At 57.4% G+C, this 21,491-nt stretch carries 16 protein-coding genes and 1 pseudogene; 13 read left to right on the top strand and 4 right to left on the bottom strand.

Annotated features, from left to right (window positions below):
* Positions 1 to 78: 78 nt before the first annotated feature.
* Both MKY64_RS20860 and MKY64_RS20855 read right to left on the bottom strand, forming a co-directional pair.
* Positions 79 to 891, bottom strand: coding sequence for a Cof-type HAD-IIB family hydrolase (locus MKY64_RS20860; RefSeq protein WP_209876570.1), 813 nt, complete (start codon positions 889 to 891; stop codon positions 79 to 81).
* A 141-nt stretch (positions 892 to 1,032) separates the two neighbouring features.
* Entirely contained in the window at positions 1,033 to 1,944 is a 912-nt protein-coding gene (locus tag MKY64_RS20855; protein WP_340955454.1) for a DMT family transporter, read from the bottom strand.
* Between the two features lie 231 nt (positions 1,945 to 2,175).
* Here MKY64_RS20855 and MKY64_RS20850 point away from each other — a divergent pair, with 231 nt between their 5' ends.
* Complete coding sequence (locus tag MKY64_RS20850) at positions 2,176 to 2,886, top strand: metal-dependent hydrolase (RefSeq protein ID WP_340955453.1); 711 nt, start codon at positions 2,176 to 2,178, stop codon at positions 2,884 to 2,886.
* 107 nt (positions 2,887 to 2,993) lie between these two features.
* Here MKY64_RS20850 and MKY64_RS20845 read toward each other — a convergent pair whose 3' ends face one another.
* Positions 2,994 to 3,998 carry a lipoate--protein ligase gene (locus tag MKY64_RS20845; protein ID WP_339254282.1) on the bottom strand — a complete coding sequence of 335 codons (1,005 nt, stop codon included), beginning with the start codon at positions 3,996 to 3,998 and terminating at the stop codon, positions 2,994 to 2,996.
* A 752-nt stretch (positions 3,999 to 4,750) separates the two neighbouring features.
* On the opposite strand from MKY64_RS20845, the gene cobD reads away from it, so the two are divergent.
* From cobD to MKY64_RS20785, 12 genes and pseudogenes are all read left to right on the top strand, one after another.
* Positions 4,751 to 5,842, top strand: coding sequence for a threonine-phosphate decarboxylase CobD (gene cobD, locus MKY64_RS20840; protein WP_339314781.1), 1,092 nt, complete (start codon positions 4,751 to 4,753; stop codon positions 5,840 to 5,842).
* Between the two features lie 74 nt (positions 5,843 to 5,916).
* On the top strand, positions 5,917 to 6,927 hold the full coding sequence (locus MKY64_RS20835) for an adenosylcobinamide amidohydrolase (RefSeq protein WP_339313082.1): 1,011 nt from the start codon (positions 5,917 to 5,919) through the stop codon (positions 6,925 to 6,927).
* Between the two features lie 40 nt (positions 6,928 to 6,967).
* Complete coding sequence (gene cbiB, locus MKY64_RS20830; RefSeq protein WP_340955452.1) at positions 6,968 to 7,933, top strand: adenosylcobinamide-phosphate synthase CbiB; 966 nt, start codon at positions 6,968 to 6,970, stop codon at positions 7,931 to 7,933.
* 95 nt (positions 7,934 to 8,028) lie between these two features.
* Complete coding sequence (locus MKY64_RS20825; RefSeq protein ID WP_339254290.1) at positions 8,029 to 8,772, top strand: histidine phosphatase family protein; 744 nt, start codon at positions 8,029 to 8,031, stop codon at positions 8,770 to 8,772.
* Positions 8,773 to 9,455: 683 nt separating this feature from the next.
* Positions 9,456 to 10,916 carry an aminotransferase-like domain-containing protein gene (locus MKY64_RS20820; RefSeq protein WP_340955450.1) on the top strand — a complete coding sequence of 487 codons (1,461 nt, stop codon included), beginning with the start codon at positions 9,456 to 9,458 and terminating at the stop codon, positions 10,914 to 10,916.
* A gap of 9 nt (positions 10,917 to 10,925) precedes the next feature.
* Positions 10,926 to 11,901: pseudogene (locus MKY64_RS20815) on the top strand (D-alanine--D-alanine ligase).
* Positions 11,898 to 13,115, top strand: a complete 1,218-nt coding sequence (locus MKY64_RS20810; RefSeq protein WP_340955448.1) for a pyridoxal phosphate-dependent aminotransferase — start codon at positions 11,898 to 11,900, stop codon at positions 13,113 to 13,115. Before MKY64_RS20815 ends, MKY64_RS20810 begins: the two are co-directional and overlap by 4 nt.
* Before the next feature lie 973 nt (positions 13,116 to 14,088).
* A complete protein-coding gene (gene cobT / locus MKY64_RS20805) occupies positions 14,089 to 15,150 on the top strand; it encodes a nicotinate-nucleotide--dimethylbenzimidazole phosphoribosyltransferase (protein WP_340955446.1) in 1,062 nt (353 codons plus the stop codon).
* Positions 15,147 to 15,710: a bifunctional adenosylcobinamide kinase/adenosylcobinamide-phosphate guanylyltransferase gene (gene cobU, locus MKY64_RS20800; protein ID WP_036727601.1), complete on the top strand. Its 564-nt coding sequence runs from the start codon at positions 15,147 to 15,149 to the stop codon at positions 15,708 to 15,710. The genes cobT and cobU overlap by 4 nt, the downstream gene beginning before the upstream one ends.
* Positions 15,707 to 16,519, top strand: a complete 813-nt coding sequence (gene cobS, locus MKY64_RS20795; RefSeq protein WP_340955443.1) for an adenosylcobinamide-GDP ribazoletransferase — start codon at positions 15,707 to 15,709, stop codon at positions 16,517 to 16,519. Before cobU ends, cobS begins: the two co-directional genes overlap by 4 nt.
* Positions 16,520 to 17,402: 883 nt before the next feature.
* Positions 17,403 to 18,959: a cobyric acid synthase gene (locus MKY64_RS20790; protein WP_340958141.1), complete on the top strand. Its 1,557-nt coding sequence runs from the start codon at positions 17,403 to 17,405 to the stop codon at positions 18,957 to 18,959.
* Between the two features lie 2 nt (positions 18,960 to 18,961).
* A complete protein-coding gene (locus tag MKY64_RS20785) occupies positions 18,962 to 19,288 on the top strand; it encodes a YnfA family protein (protein WP_036727604.1) in 327 nt (108 codons plus the stop codon).
* 457 nt (positions 19,289 to 19,745) lie between these two features.
* Here the strand turns inward: MKY64_RS20785 and MKY64_RS20780 are convergent, their stop codons facing one another.
* Complete coding sequence (locus MKY64_RS20780; protein WP_036727606.1) at positions 19,746 to 21,434, bottom strand: methyl-accepting chemotaxis protein; 1,689 nt, start codon at positions 21,432 to 21,434, stop codon at positions 19,746 to 19,748.
* Positions 21,435 to 21,491 lie beyond the last annotated feature (57 nt).

Below are 21,491 nucleotides of genomic sequence, written 5' to 3'. Positions count from 1 at the left end.
ACCTGAATATACATCGAAGCTAAAGCCCCACTTTGTGGGGGTATTTAGCATAAGATGTTCTGCTGTTGTTGCAGGAGCTTATGCTTCTTGACCTGCGTTAAGAATGAACTTATCAATGGCGTATTTCACGCCGTCCTCATTGTTGCTGAGGGTAACGAAATCGGCAATTTCCTTCAAGGCTGGAATGGCGTTCGCCATTGCGACACCGAGGCCGGCAGCTTCAAGCATCTCATGATCGTTCCAGGAATCGCCTACAGCGATGGTCTCGGACAGGTCGCAGCCGAAATGCTTAGCCAGGAATTCAAGCGCCAGGCCCTTGGTGCCTTCATGGTGCATGATCTCCAGGAAATGCGGCTTGGACTTCGTAATATGCACCGAATCGCCGAGCAGGCTGCGCAAAATCGGGGACAGCTCATCCAGGAAATCCGGATCGTCGATGATTAGCATTTTTGGTGTCTTTTGCGGAACGAGCTTCGCTTCCCAATCCGGTTCAATGTAGTACTGTGTCCCGTTCAGGGTGGAATAATCGATCAGCTTCTGGTTCTCTTCGCGGGCATACAGCTTGTCGTCGATATAAGTCTGCAGGTGCAGATCATGCTCCACACAATACTGGAACAGCTTGCGCACCGCATCCTGCGGCACATAACGCTCATAGAGCACTGCTTCATCGAGCAGATTCTTCACCAGCGCCCCCTGATAGGTGATGATGGGCACGTTCAGACCGGTCTGGCGGGCAATCGCCTGGGCGGAAGCATAAGCGCGTCCGGTAGCCAGAGTAACTACTACGCCAGCGGCTACAGCCTGCTCCAGCGCGGTTTGGGTGGCCGGGGTCACTTCCTTGTCGTCATTAATCAGGGTATCGTCAATATCAATGGCAATCAATTTGTACATTTGGGTTCTCTCCTAAGTATGGTTTGTAGTCCGGCTATCCGCTATAACTTCTATAGGAAGGGGGACGGAAGCACGGCTCTTTTGTCTGTAGCAATGGAACTTATTAATGTTAATCTGGTAAAAGGGTTCGCGGATTCGGGCTCAGCCCTCCGCCTGCGTTCCTGACGGAGCGGGGCTGAGCTCCGCCAGCAGCATTGCGGCCAGAATGCAGCCGCAGCCGAGCAGCGCGGATACGCCCAGCGTCTCTCCGCCGAAGAGCAGGCCGGTGACGGCAGCGAACACCGGCTCCATGGCATAGATGATCGCCACCCGGGACGGGGTGGTGTACTTCTGGCAGGCCGTCTGAATCCAGAAGGCGAAGGCGCTGGTCGGGCCGATGGAGATCAGCATAGCAGAGAGCACCTCCGGCTGGCGGAGCAGCTCTCCGCTATGCAGCAGCGGGCCGCTTCCATCCACGAGCAGGGAGGCGGCGATGCTGAGCAGGCCTACGAAGCCAAGCTGAAGCGCCGCCAGCGGGAGGGCCGGATAACGCGGTGCGTATCTGCCGGTATACGCGATCTGCAGCGCAAAAGCCACGGCGCAGAGCAGAATCAGGCCATCGCCCTTATTCAGGGAGAAGGCAGAGCCGGTAAAGGTCAGCAGATACAAGCCCCCCGCTGCAAGCCCGGCGCTCAGCCAGGTATATCTGGAGATGGCCGTCTTCAGCAGTGCCAGAGACAGGAACGGCACCAGCACCACCGACAGCCCGGTGATAAATCCCGTGTTGGAGGTGGTGGTGTACAGCAGCCCGACGGTCTGGAAGCCGTAGCCGAGGAACAGGAAGAGGCCCAGCAGCAGGGCATGCATCACCATGCGTAAGCTCAGCTTACGCCATTCCTGGCGGTAGAAGACAGCGGTAATCAAGGCCAGCAGCACGGCGGCACCTGTAAACCGGATGCTGTTAAAAGCAAGTGGTGGCAGCACCCGCACGGCAGACTGCACGATCAGAAACGTGCATCCCCACATCATCGCCACCAGTAGCAGACTTAGATCGGCGATTCGGGAGCGATTCACAGGGTTCATCCTTTCAGGGCCAGTTGAGTTGTCCAAATTGTATCCTAAAACAGGGGGCAGGACAAGCCGAAACTGTGCGGCATCCTTGGCCCTGCGGGCGTGAAGAGCCTGGAAACTACATATAAGCTGGACAAAAAAGGAAAGCCTTGGTATACTTCGGTAACCGCACACCTGTTCTTATTTCAAGACATCCAGAAGCATTTATACTTTCATCTAAGGAGCGGATTCACCATGATGGGCAAATCCCATTTAGTTATCAGCACCGGGGTTACCCTGTCCGCCATGAGCCTGCTAGGGCATGCTATTACCCTTCCTGCTGTTGCTGTCGCCGTCGTCAGCTCGCTGCTGCCCGATATCGACGAGCCGAATTCCATGCTGGTACGCAAGGCCGTGCCGGAGTTTTTGCTGCGTATTCTGCAGGTAGTGCTGATCGGAGCAGGCATTTATCTTTATTTTGCCGGGATAGCGGAGCCGCCCTGGAATATCGCACTGGCGCTGCTGGTGGGCAGCGTATCCTTCCTGCCCAGCCGCAGGCTGCGGCATCTGGTGATGCTGCTGATTGCGCTGGCCTTGTTTGCTTTTGCCGATGCCTATGATCCATGGAACTATATCGCCGCCTGTGTGCTGGTCGTAGCTTCCATAGTTCCTCACCGGGGAATCACGCATACGCTGTATGCCGTTGCCGGATGGGGCGCGCTGCTGTACTTCGTCTCCCTTGACATGAATGACGGCGGCAGTCTGTGGATTGCCGGGAGCCTGTCCTACGGGCTGCATCTTCTCGCCGACTCCCTGACCCAGCGCGGGATCACCCCGCTGCCTCCGATTCCATTTAAGCTGCGGCTGAAGCTGATGAGCACCGGCACGAAGAAGGGCAACGCGGTGGAGAAAGTATGCGTGATGCTTACGCTGGCGCTGGTGTTGTATGTGTTCGTGCTTGTATAGCAGCGAACCCGGCAAGCATACGAAGACAAAGAACCCCACTAGCTCTGCGCAGGATGCGGCAGGTTAGCGGGGTTCTTTTAAAATATAAAATTCGGCTTGCTATGAAGCTATTCCTCAAGAAACACAAGTCCGATGAAGTCCTCCGGCTCAATACGGCCGAAGTAATGCTTCAGATCGAGATCAGCCAGCGCCTGGCGGACCTCTGCTTCCTCATAACGCTTGCCGCGCAGCGCGTTCTCCACATCTGCCACATCGCCGACGCCGAAGAAGTCGCCGTAGATTTTGATCTCCCGGATGATGGAATCTTCAATGTCCATGCGGATATCCACGAGCCCTGCCGGGAATTTGCGGGTGTGCTTCACGTTGCTTTTCGGCGAAAGACCGTAGTTCCAGTCCCAATTCTGGTAATGCTCCTTGGAGATTTCATTGATCCGCACCCAGTCGTCCATCGTCAGCTTGTACTGCGGCACATCAGCGGCCTCCATGCCAAAGATCGAGCGCAGCAGCCCCTCGCGGAATTGTTCAATCGTCATGTCAGGATTGCCCAGCAGCTCCTTGATATTGGCGACCCGGCTGCGCACGGACTTGGTGCTCTTCGACTTGAACTTCTCGGGATTCACGTTCAGGGAAGCCTGGACATCATCCAGATTCAGATCGAACATCAGGGTTCCGTGGCTGAACATACGTCCGCGTGTGGAGAATTGGGCGTTGCCGGAGATTTTCTGCTCCCCGACCTGAAGATCATTGCGTCCGCTCAGCTCGGCATTCACGCCCATAGACTTCAGATAGTCGATGACCGGCTGGGTGAATTTCAGGAAGTTGTGGAAGGACTGGCCGTCATCCTTGGTAATGAAGCTGAAGTTGAGGTTGCCGAGATCATGATACACCGCGCCGCCGCCGGACAACCGCCGTACGACCTGAATGTTGTTGTCCTTTACATACTCCTGGTTGATCTCCTCGATCGTATTCTGATGCTTGCCGATGATGATCGACGGGCTGTTAATATAGAAGAGCAGGTAGCTCTCGTCCATCGGCAGGTTTTTGAGCGCAAACTCCTCAATGGCCAGATTGATCGATGCGTCTGTAATTCCGGTATTATCGATAAAAAGCATTCGTGATTCCTCCGCGTGACCATAGTAAACTGCTGTACTTATTCTAAACTAAAAGAGAGATTTCTTCAAAACGGAACGGGAATGGCGGGTGGAGGGGCGGGAGCTATTGGCGGGTAGGATGGGGGAATAAGATGAATTGGCATGGGTGGCGGATTGAAACGGTTGACGGATGAGTGTCTGAGCAGCATGAACAGGTGCGGCATGTATATAGCAGTTAAATGTATTTCGTGCAACTAAAGGATGGGAAATCAGCGGGTTTATCCGTTTAAATGCACTTTGTACAATTAAAAATAGGAGATGCTGCTATTATTTGAGATAGGGTTAGTTTTAGATGTACAAACTGCAATTAAAACGCACTCCGCGTGAATATCGGTCCCTTTAGTTGTACAAAGTGCAGTTAGAGTATTCGCAGTTCGCACCGGCCGTCACAAATAGCATCAGCCTTGAGATCAAGTCGGGGTTACGGGGCTATGCAGAAAGTTTACGGGTTCAAGGCAGGGTGCATAGGCGATATAGCATTGACGAATTTCCGGGAATTGGCCAATAATTGGGAGAACGGCGTTGGAGCTATGGATTAGTATAGCGGGCCTTACATAGAATTGAATGAACTGATAGAGCTTGAATGGACTATGAATAGTGTGGACAGGGAGGATCTATGATGGGAAAATATGGACACGGAAGATATATAGGACTGGAAAGATGGACGCGGCGGATATATACAATGGGGAAATATGGACATGGAGGCTATACATATGCTTGAAAAATACGGCCACGGCGGTGATCTGCTGACCGCCGCCGAGTTATACGGGGACAGCGGCAGCGGCTTCCTGGATTTCAGCGCCAATATTAACCCTCTGGGTCCGCCGCCTGGTGTGCTGGAACTGCTGCGGGATGCGGTCTCCGCGATCACCGCATACCCCGATCCGGGTCACCGCAGGCTGAAGGCGCTGCTGGCGGAGGAACTGGGTCTCGGCACGGAGTGGATTACCGTGGCGAACGGGGCAGCAGAGTCGATGGCGCTGCTGCTGCTGGCGGTGGCTCCGCGCCGGGTGGGCATCGTGGAGCCGTGCTTCTCCGAGTACCGCCAGCTCGCGGAGCAGTTCGGTGCGGAGGTCTTGTCCGTTCAGGGGACCAGCCGGACGGATTACCGGGCTGCCGTGGACAGCATCTCCGGCCTGCTGGAACAGGTCGATCTGCTGTTCCTCGGCCAGCCCAATAATCCGAACGGCGTCCAGTATCCGCTGGACGCGCTGCGGCAGCTCGCGCAGCAGGCGGAGGCCTGCGGGACGGTGTTGGCGGTGGATGAAGCGTTCATCGACTTCATCCCGGAAGCGGACCGGCAATCTCTGCTGCCGGAGCTTGGGGCTTACCGTCATACGGTGCTGGTGCGCTCGATGACGAAGTTTTTTGCTATTCCGGGGCTGCGGCTGGGCTTCACTGCCGCGCATCCGGCTCTTGCCGCGGCCATGAGCGGCAAGCAGGTGACCTGGAGCGTGAACGGCCTGGCGCTGCTGGCCGGGGAAGCTTGCCTGCGCTGCGGCGACGGCTACGGGCAGGAGACGCGCGCGCTGATCGCAGCCGAGCGGCAGCGGCTGCGGGAGGGCTTGCTTGAGCTCGGCTGCGGCGTGCCGCCGGGCGAAGCGAACTTCCTGCTGCTGCGGCTGCCCGCTCCGTGGAGCGCGCAGGAGATGCAGCAGCGCCTGGGTGCGCGCGGCATCCTCGTCCGCAGCTGCGCGATGTACCCCGGCCTTGAAGCCGGGCATATCCGCGTCGCGGTCAAGGGCCGCGTAGACAACGACCGTCTGCTGCGGCAGATGGGGGAGCTGCTGCGGGCGGGATTGTGAGCAAGAACGGCGGCAGTGCAGGCTGCGAGCGCGCGAAGAGGGCTAATCGGAGCGAACGGAGAGGAGCGAAGGATATGAAGGAAGCAAAGGAAGTGCAGGAAGCGAAGGTAGCGGAGGTAAAGCTGCCCTTTAAGGCCGAAGACGGGGAAAAGACGTACCGCAGTAAGGTGTGGCCCGGGCTGACGCTGGAATGGCGGGAGGGCCATCTGCTGCTGGAGTTTCCGGCTGAAGCGGATAGTATATCGAGTGCAGTATATGGTGGAGGCGCGGGGCGTCTGAAACGTGCGGTGAACCAATACGTCAGCAGGGACTACGAATGCAGCAATCCGGTGCAGGATCTGGAAAACAAGCTTCAGGAGTGGGGCTACCCGCTGGAAGGCTGTGCGGGCCTGATGACAGCAGTTCCGCTGGAGCACGCCGCTGTTGCCGAGGAGGATACGGGATCAGCGGGGATTTTCTGCTGCGTAACAGCGGCTGCGGGCAATGCTGCCCGGGCCGGGTCGCAGCGCAGCGTGCTGGCAGCCTACCGCGCGGGCACAATCAATATTATGCTCGGCATCGACGGCTGGCTGTCCCAGTCAGCCATGGTCAACGCGGTGATGACCGCCACCGAAGCGAAGGCGGCGGCGCTGACAGATCTCGGAATTGTGGATTCCGAGAATGGGCTTGGCGCAACCGGAACCACTACGGATGCCATTGTGATTGCGGTGAGCGGAAGCCGCCGCTATGCTGCGGAGCATGTATATGCCGGGACGGCGACCGACCTCGGCGGAGCCATTGGCAGACTGGTGTACAGCGCGGTGACGGAGAGCCTGCGTTCGGTGAAGGCAGCGCAATCCGAGAGCAGGGCAGAGGCGGAAGCATTGCAGGCTGTACACGGAGTAAACTCGGAAGCATCGCAGGCAAAGCAAGGAGTACACGCGGGAGCGTTACAGGCTGCACATGGGGGGCACGCTGAGGTATCGCAGGTTGGGCACGGAGTACAAGCGGATGTGTTACAGAAAGCATACGGAGTACACGCGGAAGCTTCACAGGATGCACGGTCTGCTCAGCCTCATGCCGCTCAGAGCGGCGGCCGGGAATGACGAACACGGACTGCTATACAGAGCGGCGGGGTGAGCCAAGGTGAAGCTTGCTATCATCCTGCTCTCTGCTTATATTGTGGACCGGGTGGTTGGTGATCCGCGCAGCCTGCCCCATCCGGTTATTTACATAGGGAAGGTCATTAGTGCTCTGGAGCGGGGGATTCGCCGCTTCGCCGCAGCTCCAAGTGCTCTGAAGCGTGCCGGTATTCTTCTTCCGCTGCTGGTGGCGGGCGGCGCTTGGGCGCTGACCGCGCTGCTTGTTATGCTGCTCGCCCGCCTGTCTCCCTGGCTTGCCGGTCTTGCCGAAGTCTGGCTGATCTCGACCACCATCGCCTCCAAGGGATTGAAGGATGCAGGCATGGCAGTATACACCGAGCTGCGTTCAGGAGATATTCCCGCCGCGCGCCGGGCGCTGGGGATGATCGTGGGCCGGGATACGGCTCATCTGGACAGCCCGGAGATTGTGCGCGGTACGGTGGAGACGGTCGCAGAGAATATCGTCGATGCGATCATCTCTCCGCTGTTCTTCGCCCTGCTGGGCGGGGCGCCGCTGGCCATGGCTTACCGTGCGGTGAACACGCTGGATTCCATGGTCGGCTACAAGAACGATAAATACCGCGACCTCGGCTGGGCATCGGCCCGCTTGGACGATGTCGCCAACTACATACCGGCGCGGTTGACCGCACTGCTCTTAACCTTATGTGCTGCGCTCCTGCGGCTGGAATGGCGGAGATGCTGGCGCACCGTGCGCCGGGATGCCCGCCTTCATCCCAGTCCAAACAGCGGCTACCCGGAATCGGCAGTTGCCGGGGCCCTCGGCATCCGGCTGGGCGGCGAGAATGTATACCATGGCATCGTCTCCTTCCGCGCTTACATGGGTGATCCGCTGCGGACGATGGAGCCGGAGGATATTATTGTGACTTCGCGGATGATGATGTGGTCATCCGCAATATTTGTCTGCATCTGTGCAGCCGTTGCCCTGCTATGGCACGGGATCGGGGGCTGAGCGGGGTGAAAGCTGACCATTGCCAAGCAGAATGGAGTGGAGGTTCTCCTCGGGGAAATTCCAGCGCGCCAAGAAACCTGTTACAGCCAGTGCAAATGGAACTGGTGCTGCTGCGTCACGGCTATACGCAGTGGAACAAGGAGCGGCGCTATTTAGGCAGGACAGATCTCCCACTGCTACCGGGGGAAGCGCATCGGCTTGCTGATCTTCGGTTGCAGTCTGCACTTAGCGGGGAATTTCAGCAAGTCTATTGCAGCGACCTGCGCCGGTGCCGAGAGACTCTAACAATCCTGACTCCGCACCTGGAGCAGAAGGCGGTCTATGATTCCCGGATGCGGGAGATGGATTTCGGTGCCTGGGAAGGCTGCACCTATGAGCAGCTACAGGATAATGGACATTACCGCAACTGGATCGATCATCCCGAATCGGTAACGCCGCCGGAAGGGGAGTCATGGGAGGACTTCACGGGCCGGGTGGAGGCTGTCTGGGGTCAACTCCAGCGGGAAGCAGAGCTAGGAATTGAAGCAAGAGCAGAGACAGACGCAACAGGGTCTGTTGCTGCGCTGCCAGGTGCGGATTCGGCAAGCCGAGAAGAGTGCGTCCAAGGAAGAGATATGCCAAAGACCACAGCACGGGAGCTAGAGTCAAAGCAGGCACCCGTGGTTTATCGTGTGCTATTGGTGACCCACGGCGGTGTCATCCGGCAGCTGCTGGCGCGGATCATCGAAGGCGTGACATTCTATACCGCAGCAGCACCGGCTCCAGGTGAGGTTACGGTCCTGCATCTGCGGAAGGTTGGAGGAAGCTGGCGGATGGCAGCGGAGAATGCTAACGGGTGAATGTGGCGTAACTACTAACGCTGACGATTCCACTATCGCAGATACTGAAGATTCCGCTAACGAATACGCTATCGCTAACGAGATACTGACGATTTCCCTGACGATAACGCAACCGCTGATGATTCCGTGCAACTGCTAACGGGTGATTGCACTATGTACATCAGATTGGTCTAATAACCGTGCCAAAACACGTTCTACTGTATTTCCTGCAACAGAATATCAGCAATTGCCCCCATAACGGGCAAAATCCAAATTTCTAATGTACATAATGCAGCAGAACACGAAAAAGTGTCAATATACGCTAATCTGACTGTACAAAATACAATAGAACCCTCAGGAGAGCCCCCGAATGGTGTCTAGAGCCAACTGGTATAATCACATCATGTCCCTGTCCCGCCGCACCCGTCGTTTAGGTCCCATGTGGGTACTCGTAGTAGCACATTAGCATTCCGGTCCCATGCGGGCACTCGCAGTATTATATCTGGAACGGCTGGTCCCGGGAGCATTGGCAGCCTCTCATCAGACATTCCGTTCTCAACAGGCGGGGACGCCTACCAGCACCGCAGGCGGCACATTCCCGCCCCTCATCCCCCACAGAACCACGCCCGGAAGAAAATCCCGGGGCGGTGGTTCTTTTTTTACGGCAGCGTCTGTGCCATGATAGCTATGGAGGCGATCACAGGATGTTTAAGGATTTCAAGCTCATTGCCGGGCGTCCGGTATCGATCCAGGTGAAGGATTACATGAAGCATCTCATCATCAAAAGCGCGCTCCAAGGCGGGCAGAAGCTGCCCTCGACACGTGAGCTGAGCACCTTGCTGAAGGTCAGCCGGAACTCGGTGATCTCGGCTTACGAGGGGCTGGAAGACGATGGCTTCGCCTACACCGTGCAGGGCCAGGGCAGTTATGTCGCACAAGGCGCGGCAGCGCAGAACGGTGCGGAAGCCGCCCCATGGACGCTGGACTGGACAGAGCGGCTCAGCAGCCAGGCGCTGCTCGCGGAGGAGCTGGACATTATGAAGCGGGGGATACGCGCGGAGAAGGGCACGATTTCTTTTACCAGCATCGCCCCGGATGAGCGTCTCTTCGATCTGGATCATGTGCGCAGAGCGTTCCTGGAGCGTATGTCCGTAGAGGGCAACGTTCTGCTGAATTATGGATATGCCAAAGGCTATAAGCCATTAATAGACTATCTCAAACAATATATGGAGCATAAAGGCGTAGATCTGCGCGGCAAGGATCTGCTGATTACGAACGGGTTCACGGAGGGCTTCGACCTGGTGCTGTCGGCTCTCGGCAAGCGTCATGGCACAGTGGTCTGCGAGAATCCGACGCATCATACGGCGATCAAGAATCTGAAGCTGCACGGCTTCGGAATTCACGGGGTCAAGATGGAGCGGGACGGCATCCACCTCGGGGAGCTGAAGCAGGCGCTGGAGGCGCGGCCATACGACTGTGCTTATCTGGTTCCCTCCTACCATAATCCCACCGGCATCGTCATGTCCCCCGAGAAAAGACAAAGGCTAATGAAGCTGATGCAGGACTATAACGTGCCGGTGATTGAGGACGGGTTCAACGAGGAGCTGCGGTATTCCGGCGCCCATGTGGCTCCTTTAATTGCGGCGGCGGGCGGCGGGAATGGCGTGGTGTATCTGGGGAGCTTTTCCAAAGTCCTGTTCCCCGGGCTGCGGGTGGGCTGGGTGCTGGCGGATGAGGAGCTGATCTATTATCTGGAGAGTGTGAAGCGGGCGCGGACCATTCATACCTCGACGCTCGACCAGTCCATTCTGTATCAATACCTGCTGGGCGGCAACCTGGAGAAGTATCTCAAAAAAGCCCGGCTGGAGTATAAACGCAAATACGAGCTGACCCTGGCCTGCTGTAAGGAGCATATTCCATATGCCTCCTTGTCGGGTGATGGCGGGCTGCATCTGTTCGTAACGTTCGCGGAAGGCTTCAATACAAGGGAATTGCTGACGGTTTGCCATGCGCGGGGGGTTATTTTTACGGCGGGAGACATCTTCTTCACCGACGGTGCAGGGCAGAACACGCTGCGGCTGGGCTTCTCCAGGGTGGCGGATGAGGATATCGAGAGGGGTATTGCAATCATCGGGAAGACAGCACGGCAAATCATGGGAGAATGAGGTGCGGATATGCTAAGAGTAGGTGTGATTATGGGCGGGGTGTCGTCCGAATATGAGGTGTCACTGAAGACCGGCAGGGAGATGCTGAAGGCGCTTGATCCGGCAAAATACACAGCGGTTCCGGTACACATTACCTCGCGCAAAGAGCTGCTGGAAGGGGCAGCGGGACTGGACTTCGCTCTGCTCGCCCTGCATGGGGCCTACGGGGAAGATGGTACGGTGCAGGGAGCCCTGGAGACGCTCGGAATCCCGTATTCCGGTAGCGGGGTGCTCGCAAGCAGCTTATGTATGGATAAAGGGCTGGCCAAGACGGTCATCCGCAGCAAAAGCATCCCCACACCCGATTGGCTGTGCTGGGACAGCATGGACGAATATGCCCCGGAAGCCGTGCAGCGGCTCGGTTATCCGGTGATGGTGAAGCCGAATTCCGGCGGGTCCAGCATCGGCATGACCAAGGTGAATCATCCACAGGAGCTGGCGGGCGCGGTAGAGAAGGCTTTTGCTTGCGCGGCAGAAGGCGCGGTGCTGATTGAACACTACATCCCGGGACAGGAGATTACCTGCTCCATTCTGGGGGGGAGAAATGCTGCCGGTCATCGGGATTCAATCGCTGGGTGCGGACTGGTTCGATTATGAGGCCAAATACGAGCAAGGCGGAGCGGAGGAACGGATTTTTCGTCTGCCGGATGCGTTGCAGGAACAGGTGCGGACGGCGGCGTTAACCTGCTATCAGGCGCTCAAATGTGCAGTGTATGCACGGGTGGATATGCTGCTGCAGGATGGCATCCCTTATGTGCTGGAGGTAAATACATTGCCAGGAATGACGGCAACCAGCCTGTTGCCCCAGAGTGCAGAGGCAGCCGGGATGGACTTCAGCAGCCTGCTGGATGAGATTATTACCGGATCACTGCGGGAGCGCGGGGGGCTGCAAGGTGCATCTGGAGAGGGAGCGCGGACTGTAGAATATGGAGGTGTCAGGCTATGAACACGATGAGAAGGGACAATGCCTTCATCATTAATCCGCGGTTACAAGAGATTCCGCCTTCGGGCATCCGGGCTTTTTTTGATCTGGCTGCGGGTAACAACGATATTATTTCACTCGGTGTAGGTGAGCCGGACTTCGCTACACCCGAGCAGGTAAGAGCAGCCTGTATCCGTGCGCTGGATCGGGGGGAGACGGGGTACACCTCTAACAGCGGACTGCCGGAGCTGCGGGAGGAGATTGCGGGTTATATGCAGACCAGCTTCGGATTGCGTTACGATCCTGCGGATGAAATCTTGGTTACGGTGGGCAGCAGTGAAGCGGTGGATCTGGCGCTGCGGGCCTTCATGGCTCCCGGGGATGAGATTCTGATTCCTTCTCCGGGATATGTTGCTTACGCGCCTATCGCCTACCTGAACGGCGGGACGCTGGCACCGGTGGAGACGAAGGTGGAGGAAGGCTTCAAGCTTACGGCAGAAGCCTTGCGCAGAGCGATTACCCCACTCTCCAAGCTGCTGATTGTGAATTTTCCGAGTAATCCTACGGGGGCGGTTATGACTTACGAGGACTGGCTGCCGGTGGCTGAAGTGGTGAGAGAGCATGACCTGATCGTCATTTCCGATGAGATCTATGCCGAGCTGACCTACGACAGCAAGCATGTAAGCATCGCTTCCCTGCCCGGGATGCAGGAGCGGACGGTGGTGATCAGCGGGTTTTCGAAGGCTTTTGCCATGACGGGCTGGCGGGTGGGTTATGCCTGCGGGAACCGTGAGCTGCTCTCGGCCATGCTGAAGATTCATCAATACACCGCCATGTGCGCCCCTGTACCGGGACAGATTGCTGCTGCTGAAGCCCTGCGCAGTGCGTTGCCGGATATGGAACGGATGAAGGCGTGTTTCAAAGAACGACGCTCGCTGCTGGTGGAGGGCCTGCGGTCTGCCGGATTGTCCTGCCATATGCCGCAGGGGGCCTTCTATGCCTTCGCTTCGATCGGCCGCACCGGGCTCGGGTCAGAAGAGTTCGCCTTGCGCCTGCTGCAGGAGGCAGGAGTTGCCGTGGTGCCGGGCCATGTGTTCGGAACTGGAGGGGAAGGCTATATCCGCTGCTCCTACGCCGCTTCTACGGCGAAGCTGACCGAAGCGCTGGAGCGGCTGGACGACTTCATGAAGATGTCAATGCTGCATAGTGTTGCAGGTAAAAATGTAATTGTAAGATGATTTCATATCACCTATAATCCTTAAAGGAAGAAATAGGGATATTGTAACAGCATTCCGGCTCTGTGCTGGATCAGGAGGCCCCCTTCTTCATTTGGAGGGGGGCTTTTGGGCTTGTCTTTGGGGGAAGGCTGGGGAGCCAGTGGGAGCTTGATGGTGCTGAAAGTTGGCGGGCGGGTAGGCGGTTGGCAGGTAACTAGGTAATTGTGGCGGGATGTAGGCTGGCGTAAGAGAGCAAAGTAGGCGGGGGAGGAAAGAGAGGGAGAAATCCTTTTGATCCTATTGTGCTGAGGTGCACAAGTGCACCTGATTTCGGCGAAATGGGGCCAGGCGGTCGAATAAGGGGTATTAGTGCACCTGATTTCAGCGAAATGGGGCCAGGCGATCGAATGAGGGGTATTAGTGCACCTGATTTCAGCGAAATGGAGCCAGGCGGTCAAATGAGGGGTATTAGTGCACCTGATTTCAGCGAAATGGGGCCAGGCGATCGAATGAGGGGTATAAGTGCACCTGATTTCGGCGAAATGGGGCCAGTCGATCGAATGAGGGGTATAAGTGCACCTGATTTCGACGAAATGGGGCCAGGCGGTCGAATGAGGGGTATAAGTGCACCTGATTTCAGCGAAATGGGGCTAGGCGATCGAATGAGGGGTATTAGTGCACCTGATTTCAGCTAACTTGACCTACCACACGCTACACCATTCCGCCACCCCCGCACACCTGCACCCGCATCCTGCAACTTTTACACTGTATGCTCATACAGTTGCATCACCTCCAAAGAAGCATTTTGACTAAATTTCTCCTTCTCATACAGGCTTAGCCCCTTCTGTTCGCTAATGAGCGGCATGGCCTGCAATACTTGCGAATTTAAACTTCAATGACTGTTACACAACTTCAACGTAACCTGATCAGCAGACACAGATGTATTCTTGCAGCGGGAGCCCGCTTCCGCACTATCTAATAGGAGGCATTATTAATGATCTCAGCCATTCAAGAAGTAACCGGACGGATCGCCCCGCCTGACGAAAAAGCTACCCTGCGCGCGGTGCTCCGCCTGAACAGTCTGACCAAGCCGCCCGGAAGCCTCGGGCGGCTGGAGGCGCTGGCTGTCCGGTTGGCCGGAATCTCCAAAGTAGAGCAGCCCTGCTACAGCAAACGAACGGTAGTGGTTATGGCCGCAGACCATGGGGTCTGCTGTGAAGGCGTCAGTGCTTTTCCGCAGGAGGTCACCATGCAGATGGCCTATAACTTCCTCAGCGGCGGGGCGGCTGTGAATGTGCTGGCCCGTCAGGGCGGTGCTGAGGTACAGTTCGTGGACATCGGGATCAACGGCGATATCGAGCACCCGCAGCTGATTAACCGTAAGGTCCGCCGGGGCACAGACAATATGGCAGCAGGCCCGGCGATGAGCCGGGAGGATGCACTGCGCGCGATTCTGGCCGGAGTTCATGTGGCGCAGGAGGCGGTGAAGAACGGAACGGAGATTTTCATTACCGGGGAGATGGGCATCGGGAATACGACAGCCAGTGCGGCGGTCTTGTGCGCACTCGAAGGCATTCCGGCAGAGACGGCGGCTGGGCGGGGGACAGGCATTAACGATGAGCGGCTCCAGCACAAAATCTCGGTAATCGAACGTGCCCTCCAGGTAAATAACCCCGATCCCGCTGATCCGGTTGATGTGCTCGCCAAGGTCGGGGGGCTTGAGATTGCCGGTCTGGCCGGGCTGATTCTCGGAGCGGCGGCCCTGCGGATTCCGATCATTCTGGACGGCTTCATCTCCGGGGCGGCAGCCCTGATCGCCCGGGCACTGGCACCGGAATCTACAGCGTATATGATCGCTTCCCATGTATCTGGTGAACAGGGGCATAAGCTGATGCTGGACCGCCTCGGTCTGGAAGCGCTGATCGATATGGGCCTGCGGCTGGGAGAAGGCACTGGGGGCGCGCTGTGTTTGCATTTCATCGAAGCGGTCTGCCGGATTATGCGTGAGATGGCAACCTTCGAGAGTGCGGGCGTCTCCGGATCGGAGAGCGTATGAGCATTCTGGTCACAGGCGGGGCACGCAGCGGCAAAAGCGGCTTCGCCGAGCGTCTGACCCGCAAGCTGGCTGACTCGCGGCAGGCGGTCTATGTGGCAACCGGACAGGCTTTTGATGCGGAGATGGAAGCGCGGATTGCGTTGCACCGGCAGCAGCGGCAGGCGGACGCGGACGGCTTCCAGTGGGAGACACTGGAGGAGCCGCTTAAGCTCGCAGCACTGCTGGAGCAGCTCTCCGGCAGCGGCCAGACTGTGCTGGTGGACTGCCTGACGCTCTGGCTGTCGAATCAGCTGCTGGCTGTGGAGGAGAGGAGCGACAGGCAAAAATTCGTGGAGGATGAAATTGCCGGTCTGGAGCAGGCGGTCTCCGGCTTCGAGGGAACGCTGATCCTCGTTACCAATGAGGTTGGTGGCGGCATTGTGCCGGAGTATCCGCTGGGCCGGCTGTACCGTGATTTGGCCGGAAGGATGAACGCCCGGCTTGCTGCCCGGTGCGGGCAGGTATTTCTTGTTACCGCCGGAATCCCGGTTGAGCTGAGAAGCCGGGAGTATCTTCTGTGAGTGCGCGGGGGAGCGCCGCAGCCGCGTTTCAGTTCCTGACGCGGTTTCCGGTCAGAAGCAGCGGGGAGTTCTCGCCGGAGCTGCTGCGCGCGAGTGTGGTCTATTATCCGCTCGTGGGGGCAGCCATCGGCCTTAGCACGGCGCTCGGTGCCGCAGCGGCAGGCTGGCTGCTGCCGGCTTGGCCTGCCGCTGTCGTCACCCTCATCCTGTGGGTGGGGCTGACCGGCGGGCTGCATTTGGACGGCTGGATGGACACTGCCGATGCCCTGCTCAGCTACCGCTCCAGGGAGCGGATGCTGGAGATCATGAAGGACAGCCGTGTCGGCGCTATGGGCGTGCTGGCCTGCGTGCTGCTCCTGCTGCTGAAGGCCTCGCTGCTGGCGGCATGGCTCGAAGGCGGCAGCTTCAGCCTGCTGCCGCTGCTCCTGCTGCCGCCGGTCTGGGGCCGCTGGTACATGGTGCGGGCGATGGCCCGCTATCCCCTGGCCCGCGGCAATGAAGGGCTGGCCGCCACCTTCGGCGGGCTGCCTGCCCGGCAGGAGCGGCGCGCGGGCCTGAGCGCCGCACTGCTGACGCTGGCCGCTGCCGCTGCGCCTCTGGCGCTGGGCGCGGGCGGCGGGGCCTGGCCGCTGCTGGCGGCTGTGGCCATCCTGGCGCCGCTGGCTGCGGCGGCCTGCGGCCGGCTCGCTGCGCGGCGGATTGGCAGCCGGCTCGGCGGGCTCACCGGCGACGTCTACGGCGCGCTGGGCGAGCTGCTGGAGACGGTGGTCCTGCTTGTGCTGGTACTGGCCCAGCACAACCTGCCTTAGCGGGCTGCGCGGCAACCGCCCGCGTCCGTCTGAATTATGCGCCGTGCCTACGCAGCATTTAAGCGCCGCTTCGCGCCGCGCACGTAGCGAACAATTAGTGATACATGTATTCTGTGCAACTAAAAACAGTGAAACGGCAGGCTTTCTTCTTGTAACTGTAGTCTGTACAACTAAATTTACCTGAATGGGCGAAAATCCAGATATAGAGGCGGTATAAATGTACGAAATACAGCTAAAAGGAAATTCGGCGTCAGACCAAGCGATTTAGTTGTACAAACTGCAATTAGGCCACCCCTTGCACCCTAACCGGGGCACGGCGAACCCTGAAGGACTGAAAAAGTAAATTCGATGGGCCAAATGTATGCGGAAAACCGAACACAATCGGTAGCGCGAAGGTAATCCGGCCAAATGTATGCGGAAAACCGAACACAATCGGTAGCGCGAAGGTATTCCGGCCAAATGTATGCGGAAAACCGAACACAATCGGTAGCGCGGAGGTATTCCAGCCAAATGTATGCGGAAAACCGAACACAATCGGTAGTGCGGAGGTAATCCGGCCAAATGTATGCGAAAAACCGAACACAATCGGTAGCGCGAAGGTAATCCGGCCAAAGTATGCGGAAAACCGAAGACATACTATGTGATTTCGTGTAACTAATCGCTGCTTCGCCCTGTCCTTGTGCGCCGCGCCGGCCCTTCACCTATACGCCGCATCGCCCGGCGACCAACACCTGCGCCGCCGCTAAGCGCCGGCAGCAGCAAGAAAGCGAGGAAGATGAACATGGAAGATACAGCCTCATATATAGGCGCAATAGGCGCACTAGGCGCACTAGGCGCAGCCCGGTCAGCGGAAGCCGGACTGGGGCGGCCCGGCGCCGTGCTGATGATCCAGGGGACAGCCTCCGATGTCGGCAAAAGCCTGGTCACTGCCGCCATCGGGCGGATTATGACCCGGGACGGCTACCGGACGGCCCCGTTCAAGTCGCAGAATATGGCGCTGAATTCCTATGTCACAGCGGACGGCAAGGAAATCGGCCGTGCCCAGGGGATGCAGGCGGAAGCCTTCGGCATTACGGCTACCAGCGATATGAATCCGATTCTGCTGAAGCCCTCCGGGGAGATGAGTGCGCAGATTGTCGTGCATGGGGTGCCGCATGCCGCCCTCAGCGCGAGGGAATACCGTGAGAAGTTCCTTCCCGAAGCTAAGGACACCGTAATGGATGCGCTCGGGAGGCTGCGGGAGGTTTATGATATTGTGCTGATGGAGGGTGCGGGCAGTCCGGCGGAAATCAATCTTAAGAGCCGGGATATCGTCAATATGAATCTGGCCGGATGGGCAGATGCGCCTGTGCTGCTGGTCGCCGACATTGACCGCGGCGGGGTCTTCGCCTTCATCGTCGGAACCCTGGAGCTGCTGGAGCCGCATGAACGCGCCCGGGTGAAGGGCTTCATCATCAATAAATTCCGCGGGGATGTCTCCCTGTTACAGCCCGGACTAGACTGGCTGGAGGAGCGTACAGGCATTCCAGTGCTGGGGGTGCTGCCGTTCCTGCCGAAGCTGCGGATTGAGGCAGAGGATTCCGTAGTACTGGATGGAACGTCCGGCCGTCAGCGGGAGGATTCCGCGAAGGAGCTTGATATCGCGGTCATCCGTTATCCGCGGATCTCCAACTTCACCGATTTCGATCCGCTGGAGGAGGAGCCGGATACCGTCTTACGCTACGTGCAGTCGGCAGATGAGCTGGGAACGCCCGATGTAATTATCCTGCCGGGCACGAAGAACACCGCTGCTGACCTGCAATATCTGCGCGAGCAGGGTTTCCCTGCTGCAATCGAGCGTGCGCTGGAGCGGGGAACAGAGCAGCTTGCCGGAATCTGCGGCGGGTATCAGATGCTGGGCTTGAAGCTGCTGGATCCCCATGCCGTAGAGAGTGCGGAGCCGGGAGAGAGCGAGGGGCTGGGATATCTGCCGCTCTCGACAGCTTTTCTCCAGCACAAGACTACGGTGCGGGTGAGCGGCAGGCTGGCTGCGGATCATCCCCTGCGGTTAAGCACCACAGCCAATGGTGTAACACCGGAAGTTTTGCCTGTCGCTGGTTATGAGATACATATGGGAACAACCACGAACCACGATCCGTCTTCTGTACTCAGCCTGTTTACGCTGGCCGGACCGGAAGGACAGGCTGTGCCGGAGGGGTGGGGAACCCGGGACGGTAGAGTCTGGGGCAGCTATCTGCACGGGCTGTTCCATAACGATGCCCTGCGCCGGAGCTGGCTGAACGGACTGCGCAGCTCCAAGGGGCTGACACTGCTAACGGCGACCTTCTCGGCTGCCGAACTCCGTGAACAGGAATTTGACCGGCTGGCAGATGCTGTGGAGTCCCATTTGAATATGGCTGCGGTATATGCAATCATGGGTCTGCCTGGAGGTGGAGAATAGCCATGCTGCTTGCAGTGCTGCTGTTTGTTGTAGCTGGTCTCGCTGAGATCGGCGGCGGATACCTCGTCTGGCTCTGGCTGCGGGAATCGCGCCCGTTATGGTATGGATTAGCAGGTTCGGTTATCCTGATCGCCTATGGTATAATCCCGACCCTGCAGAAGTTTCCTTCGTTTGGCCGGGTATACGCCGCTTATGGCGGAGTATTCATCGTGCTGGCTGTACTGTGGGGCTGGCTGGTGGACCGCAAGACGCCGGATCTCTACGACTGGATCGGGGCCGGCATCTGTGTCATCGGGGTATCCGTCATTTTATGGGCGCCAAGGCACTGAGCAACAACCTTCACTTTTCCATAAAAAAAGCAGTTCCAAAGGCCACATCGCCTCGGGAACTGCTTTTCTATTTAATAGCTGGTCCGGCGGATCTTCAAGCTCTGTATCAGCATCAGTATCAGTATCAGCGTCAAAAATAGTTGGATTTTCGGCACTTGTTCATGCACCACGGGCACCTTACCAAGCAATAGTTGGAAAAAAGGCACTTAAAAAAGCTGGAATTACCGAAAAAAGAGAATTCACCCGATAATAAGTTACACTTTTCCAACTAAAATCCTCTAACGTTCCAAAATTGCCGAATTAAGATACATTTATCCAACTAATTCCTGCATCACGCTAACGGCAGCAGCATTCACAGAGGTCCCAGCACTCCCTTCCACTAAACAAGATATCGTTTGAAAATCAATTCACAACTATAAGCGCTCCCGCTATCTCCACATGACCGCTCTTAGCACCCTCAAATCTTAAACTGCTGAGCGGCCTTCTGCAGCTTCACGGCCTGCTGGTAGAGGTGCTCGACAGTTAGGGCATGACCCTCCAGCTCTTCATGCTGGCGTGCCGAGTTGTCGGCAAGCGTGTCTGCGTTCTGCTGCGACTTGGCGGTAATCTGCGCCGTTTCTTCTACAGAGGCACTGACTTCCTCGGTGCCTGCTGAGATCTGCTGGGTTGCGGCAGAGACGGACTGGATGCTGTGATTGATGCTCTGAATGAGGATCAGCAGGTGATTGAAGGCGTTGCCTGCTTCGACCACCTTATTCACTCCGGAAGCCACTTCAGCGTTGACATGGTTCATTTCGGATACGGACTGGTTCATATCCTCCTGCAGACTCAGCAGGAATTCACGGATCTGCTCATTGGATTCCTTGGACTGCTCGGACAGCTTACGCACTTCCCCGGCCACCACAGCGAATCCGCGGCCATGCTCTCCGGCACGGGCAGCCTCAATGGAAGCATTGAGCGACAGCATCTGAATCTGCTTGGTAATCTCCGTAATCCCCTGCACGACTTCACCGATCATCAGCGAGCGTTCGTTCATCAAGCGGAACTGCTCCAGTGACTGTTCGGAGGCCTGCTCTACCTGGCGCATCTGCTCCACTGCACTCTGGGCAATATCATTGCCGCTCTGGGCTTCGGTGGAAGCCTCGCTGATCTGCTCGGTGACCTCACCTGCAGCGGAGGCAATATGCTGGATGCCCATATTGATCTCATCCATGGCGCGGGAGTTATCCATCGCGCTGCTGGCAATCATGGTACTGCCCTTGCCGATCTCTTCCACAGAGGCCGCTGAATGTTCAGCCATCTCATTAAGGATCTGGACACGCGTCTTCAGATCATTGGAATCGGCCACTACTGTCCCGGAGGTATCCAGCACATGTCCGATCATCTCCTTCAAGCGCTCACTCATGATACGGAAGCTCTCGGAGAGCTGTCCGACTTCATCGGTACCCTTAAGCGTGAGCGCTTCAGTGAAGTCGCCGCCCGCCAGCTTGTTGCTGTAGGCCGCAAGCTTAGAGATCGGACGGGTGATTCTGCGGCTCATGAAGCCAGCGGCAGTGACGCCTACCACCAGCGCCAGCAGGGTAATTCCTGCGCTTGTCCACAGGATGCTGCTCATTTTGTCTTGGACGAAGTTCATATCGGCGCTTGCAGCTACAATCATGGTTGTTCCGGGAACACCGACATAGGCACTTTTATGTATACCGTGGCTATCACTATAGATTTCACTAAGCCCTGTCTTTCCTTTGGAGGCTTGCTCCATGGCAGGCGATACTTCTAAGGCTTCATCCGGCTGGAGCTTGGCGCCATGATCTGCGGTCAGGACAGTGGCCTGGCCATCCTTCAGATTGATGAGGAAGAGAGTATCCACATCCAGCTTTTTACGCTTGTCTTCCAAATAGAATTCGACATTGGTCCTGGCCTGCTCATTCTTGTTCAGGGTCTGCTGCGCACTGGTTGCATTCAGGTTCTTATAGGCATCCTGGGCGGCGGCACTCAGAGACTTGTCGATCTGCGGAATGACATAGCTGTTAATGGTGCCGATAGATATAATGTAGAAGCTGATACTCAACGTAAGAGAAGTGAGTAGCAAAACGACAAACAGCAACAGCGTAAATTTGCGACTAATTGATTTTTTGAAGCCAAACATGGCATTCGCTCCTTTTTACGTGAAATGCATCTTAATCTCCATATTCTATAGAATTAA

This window comes from Paenibacillus sp. FSL R7-0210, assembly GCF_038009085.1.
Lineage (GTDB): Bacteria > Bacillota > Bacilli > Paenibacillales > Paenibacillaceae > Paenibacillus_AQ > Paenibacillus_AQ silagei.
Note: the sequence above shows the minus strand (reverse complement) of the source record. Positions and strands in the feature narration are given on the sequence as shown.

Excerpts from the sequence above, each read along its gene's own strand:
- MKY64_RS20790 (WP_340958141.1), top strand. The coding sequence starts at position 17,403 with ATGATCCAGGGGACAGCCTCCGATGTCGGCAAAAGCCTGGTCACTGCC.
- MKY64_RS20825 (WP_339254290.1), top strand. The coding sequence starts at position 8,029 with ATGGAACTGGTGCTGCTGCGTCACGGCTATACGCAGTGGAACAAGGAG.
- MKY64_RS20835 (WP_339313082.1), top strand. The coding sequence starts at position 5,917 with ATGAAGGAAGCAAAGGAAGTGCAGGAAGCGAAGGTAGCGGAGGTAAAG.
- MKY64_RS20780 (WP_036727606.1), bottom strand. The coding sequence starts at position 21,434 with ATGTTTGGCTTCAAAAAATCAATTAGTCGCAAATTTACGCTGTTGCTG.
- cobD (WP_339314781.1), top strand. The coding sequence starts at position 4,751 with ATGCTTGAAAAATACGGCCACGGCGGTGATCTGCTGACCGCCGCCGAG.
- MKY64_RS20785 (WP_036727604.1), top strand. The coding sequence starts at position 18,962 with ATGCTGCTTGCAGTGCTGCTGTTTGTTGTAGCTGGTCTCGCTGAGATC.
- MKY64_RS20850 (WP_340955453.1), top strand. The coding sequence starts at position 2,176 with ATGATGGGCAAATCCCATTTAGTTATCAGCACCGGGGTTACCCTGTCC.
- MKY64_RS20820 (WP_340955450.1), top strand. The coding sequence starts at position 9,456 with ATGTTTAAGGATTTCAAGCTCATTGCCGGGCGTCCGGTATCGATCCAG.
- MKY64_RS20845 (WP_339254282.1), bottom strand. The coding sequence starts at position 3,998 with ATGCTTTTTATCGATAATACCGGAATTACAGACGCATCGATCAATCTG.
- cobT (WP_340955446.1), top strand. The coding sequence starts at position 14,089 with ATGATCTCAGCCATTCAAGAAGTAACCGGACGGATCGCCCCGCCTGAC.
- MKY64_RS20860 (WP_209876570.1), bottom strand. The coding sequence starts at position 891 with ATGTACAAATTGATTGCCATTGATATTGACGATACCCTGATTAATGAC.
- MKY64_RS20810 (WP_340955448.1), top strand. The coding sequence starts at position 11,898 with ATGAACACGATGAGAAGGGACAATGCCTTCATCATTAATCCGCGGTTA.
- cobU (WP_036727601.1), top strand. The coding sequence starts at position 15,147 with ATGAGCATTCTGGTCACAGGCGGGGCACGCAGCGGCAAAAGCGGCTTC.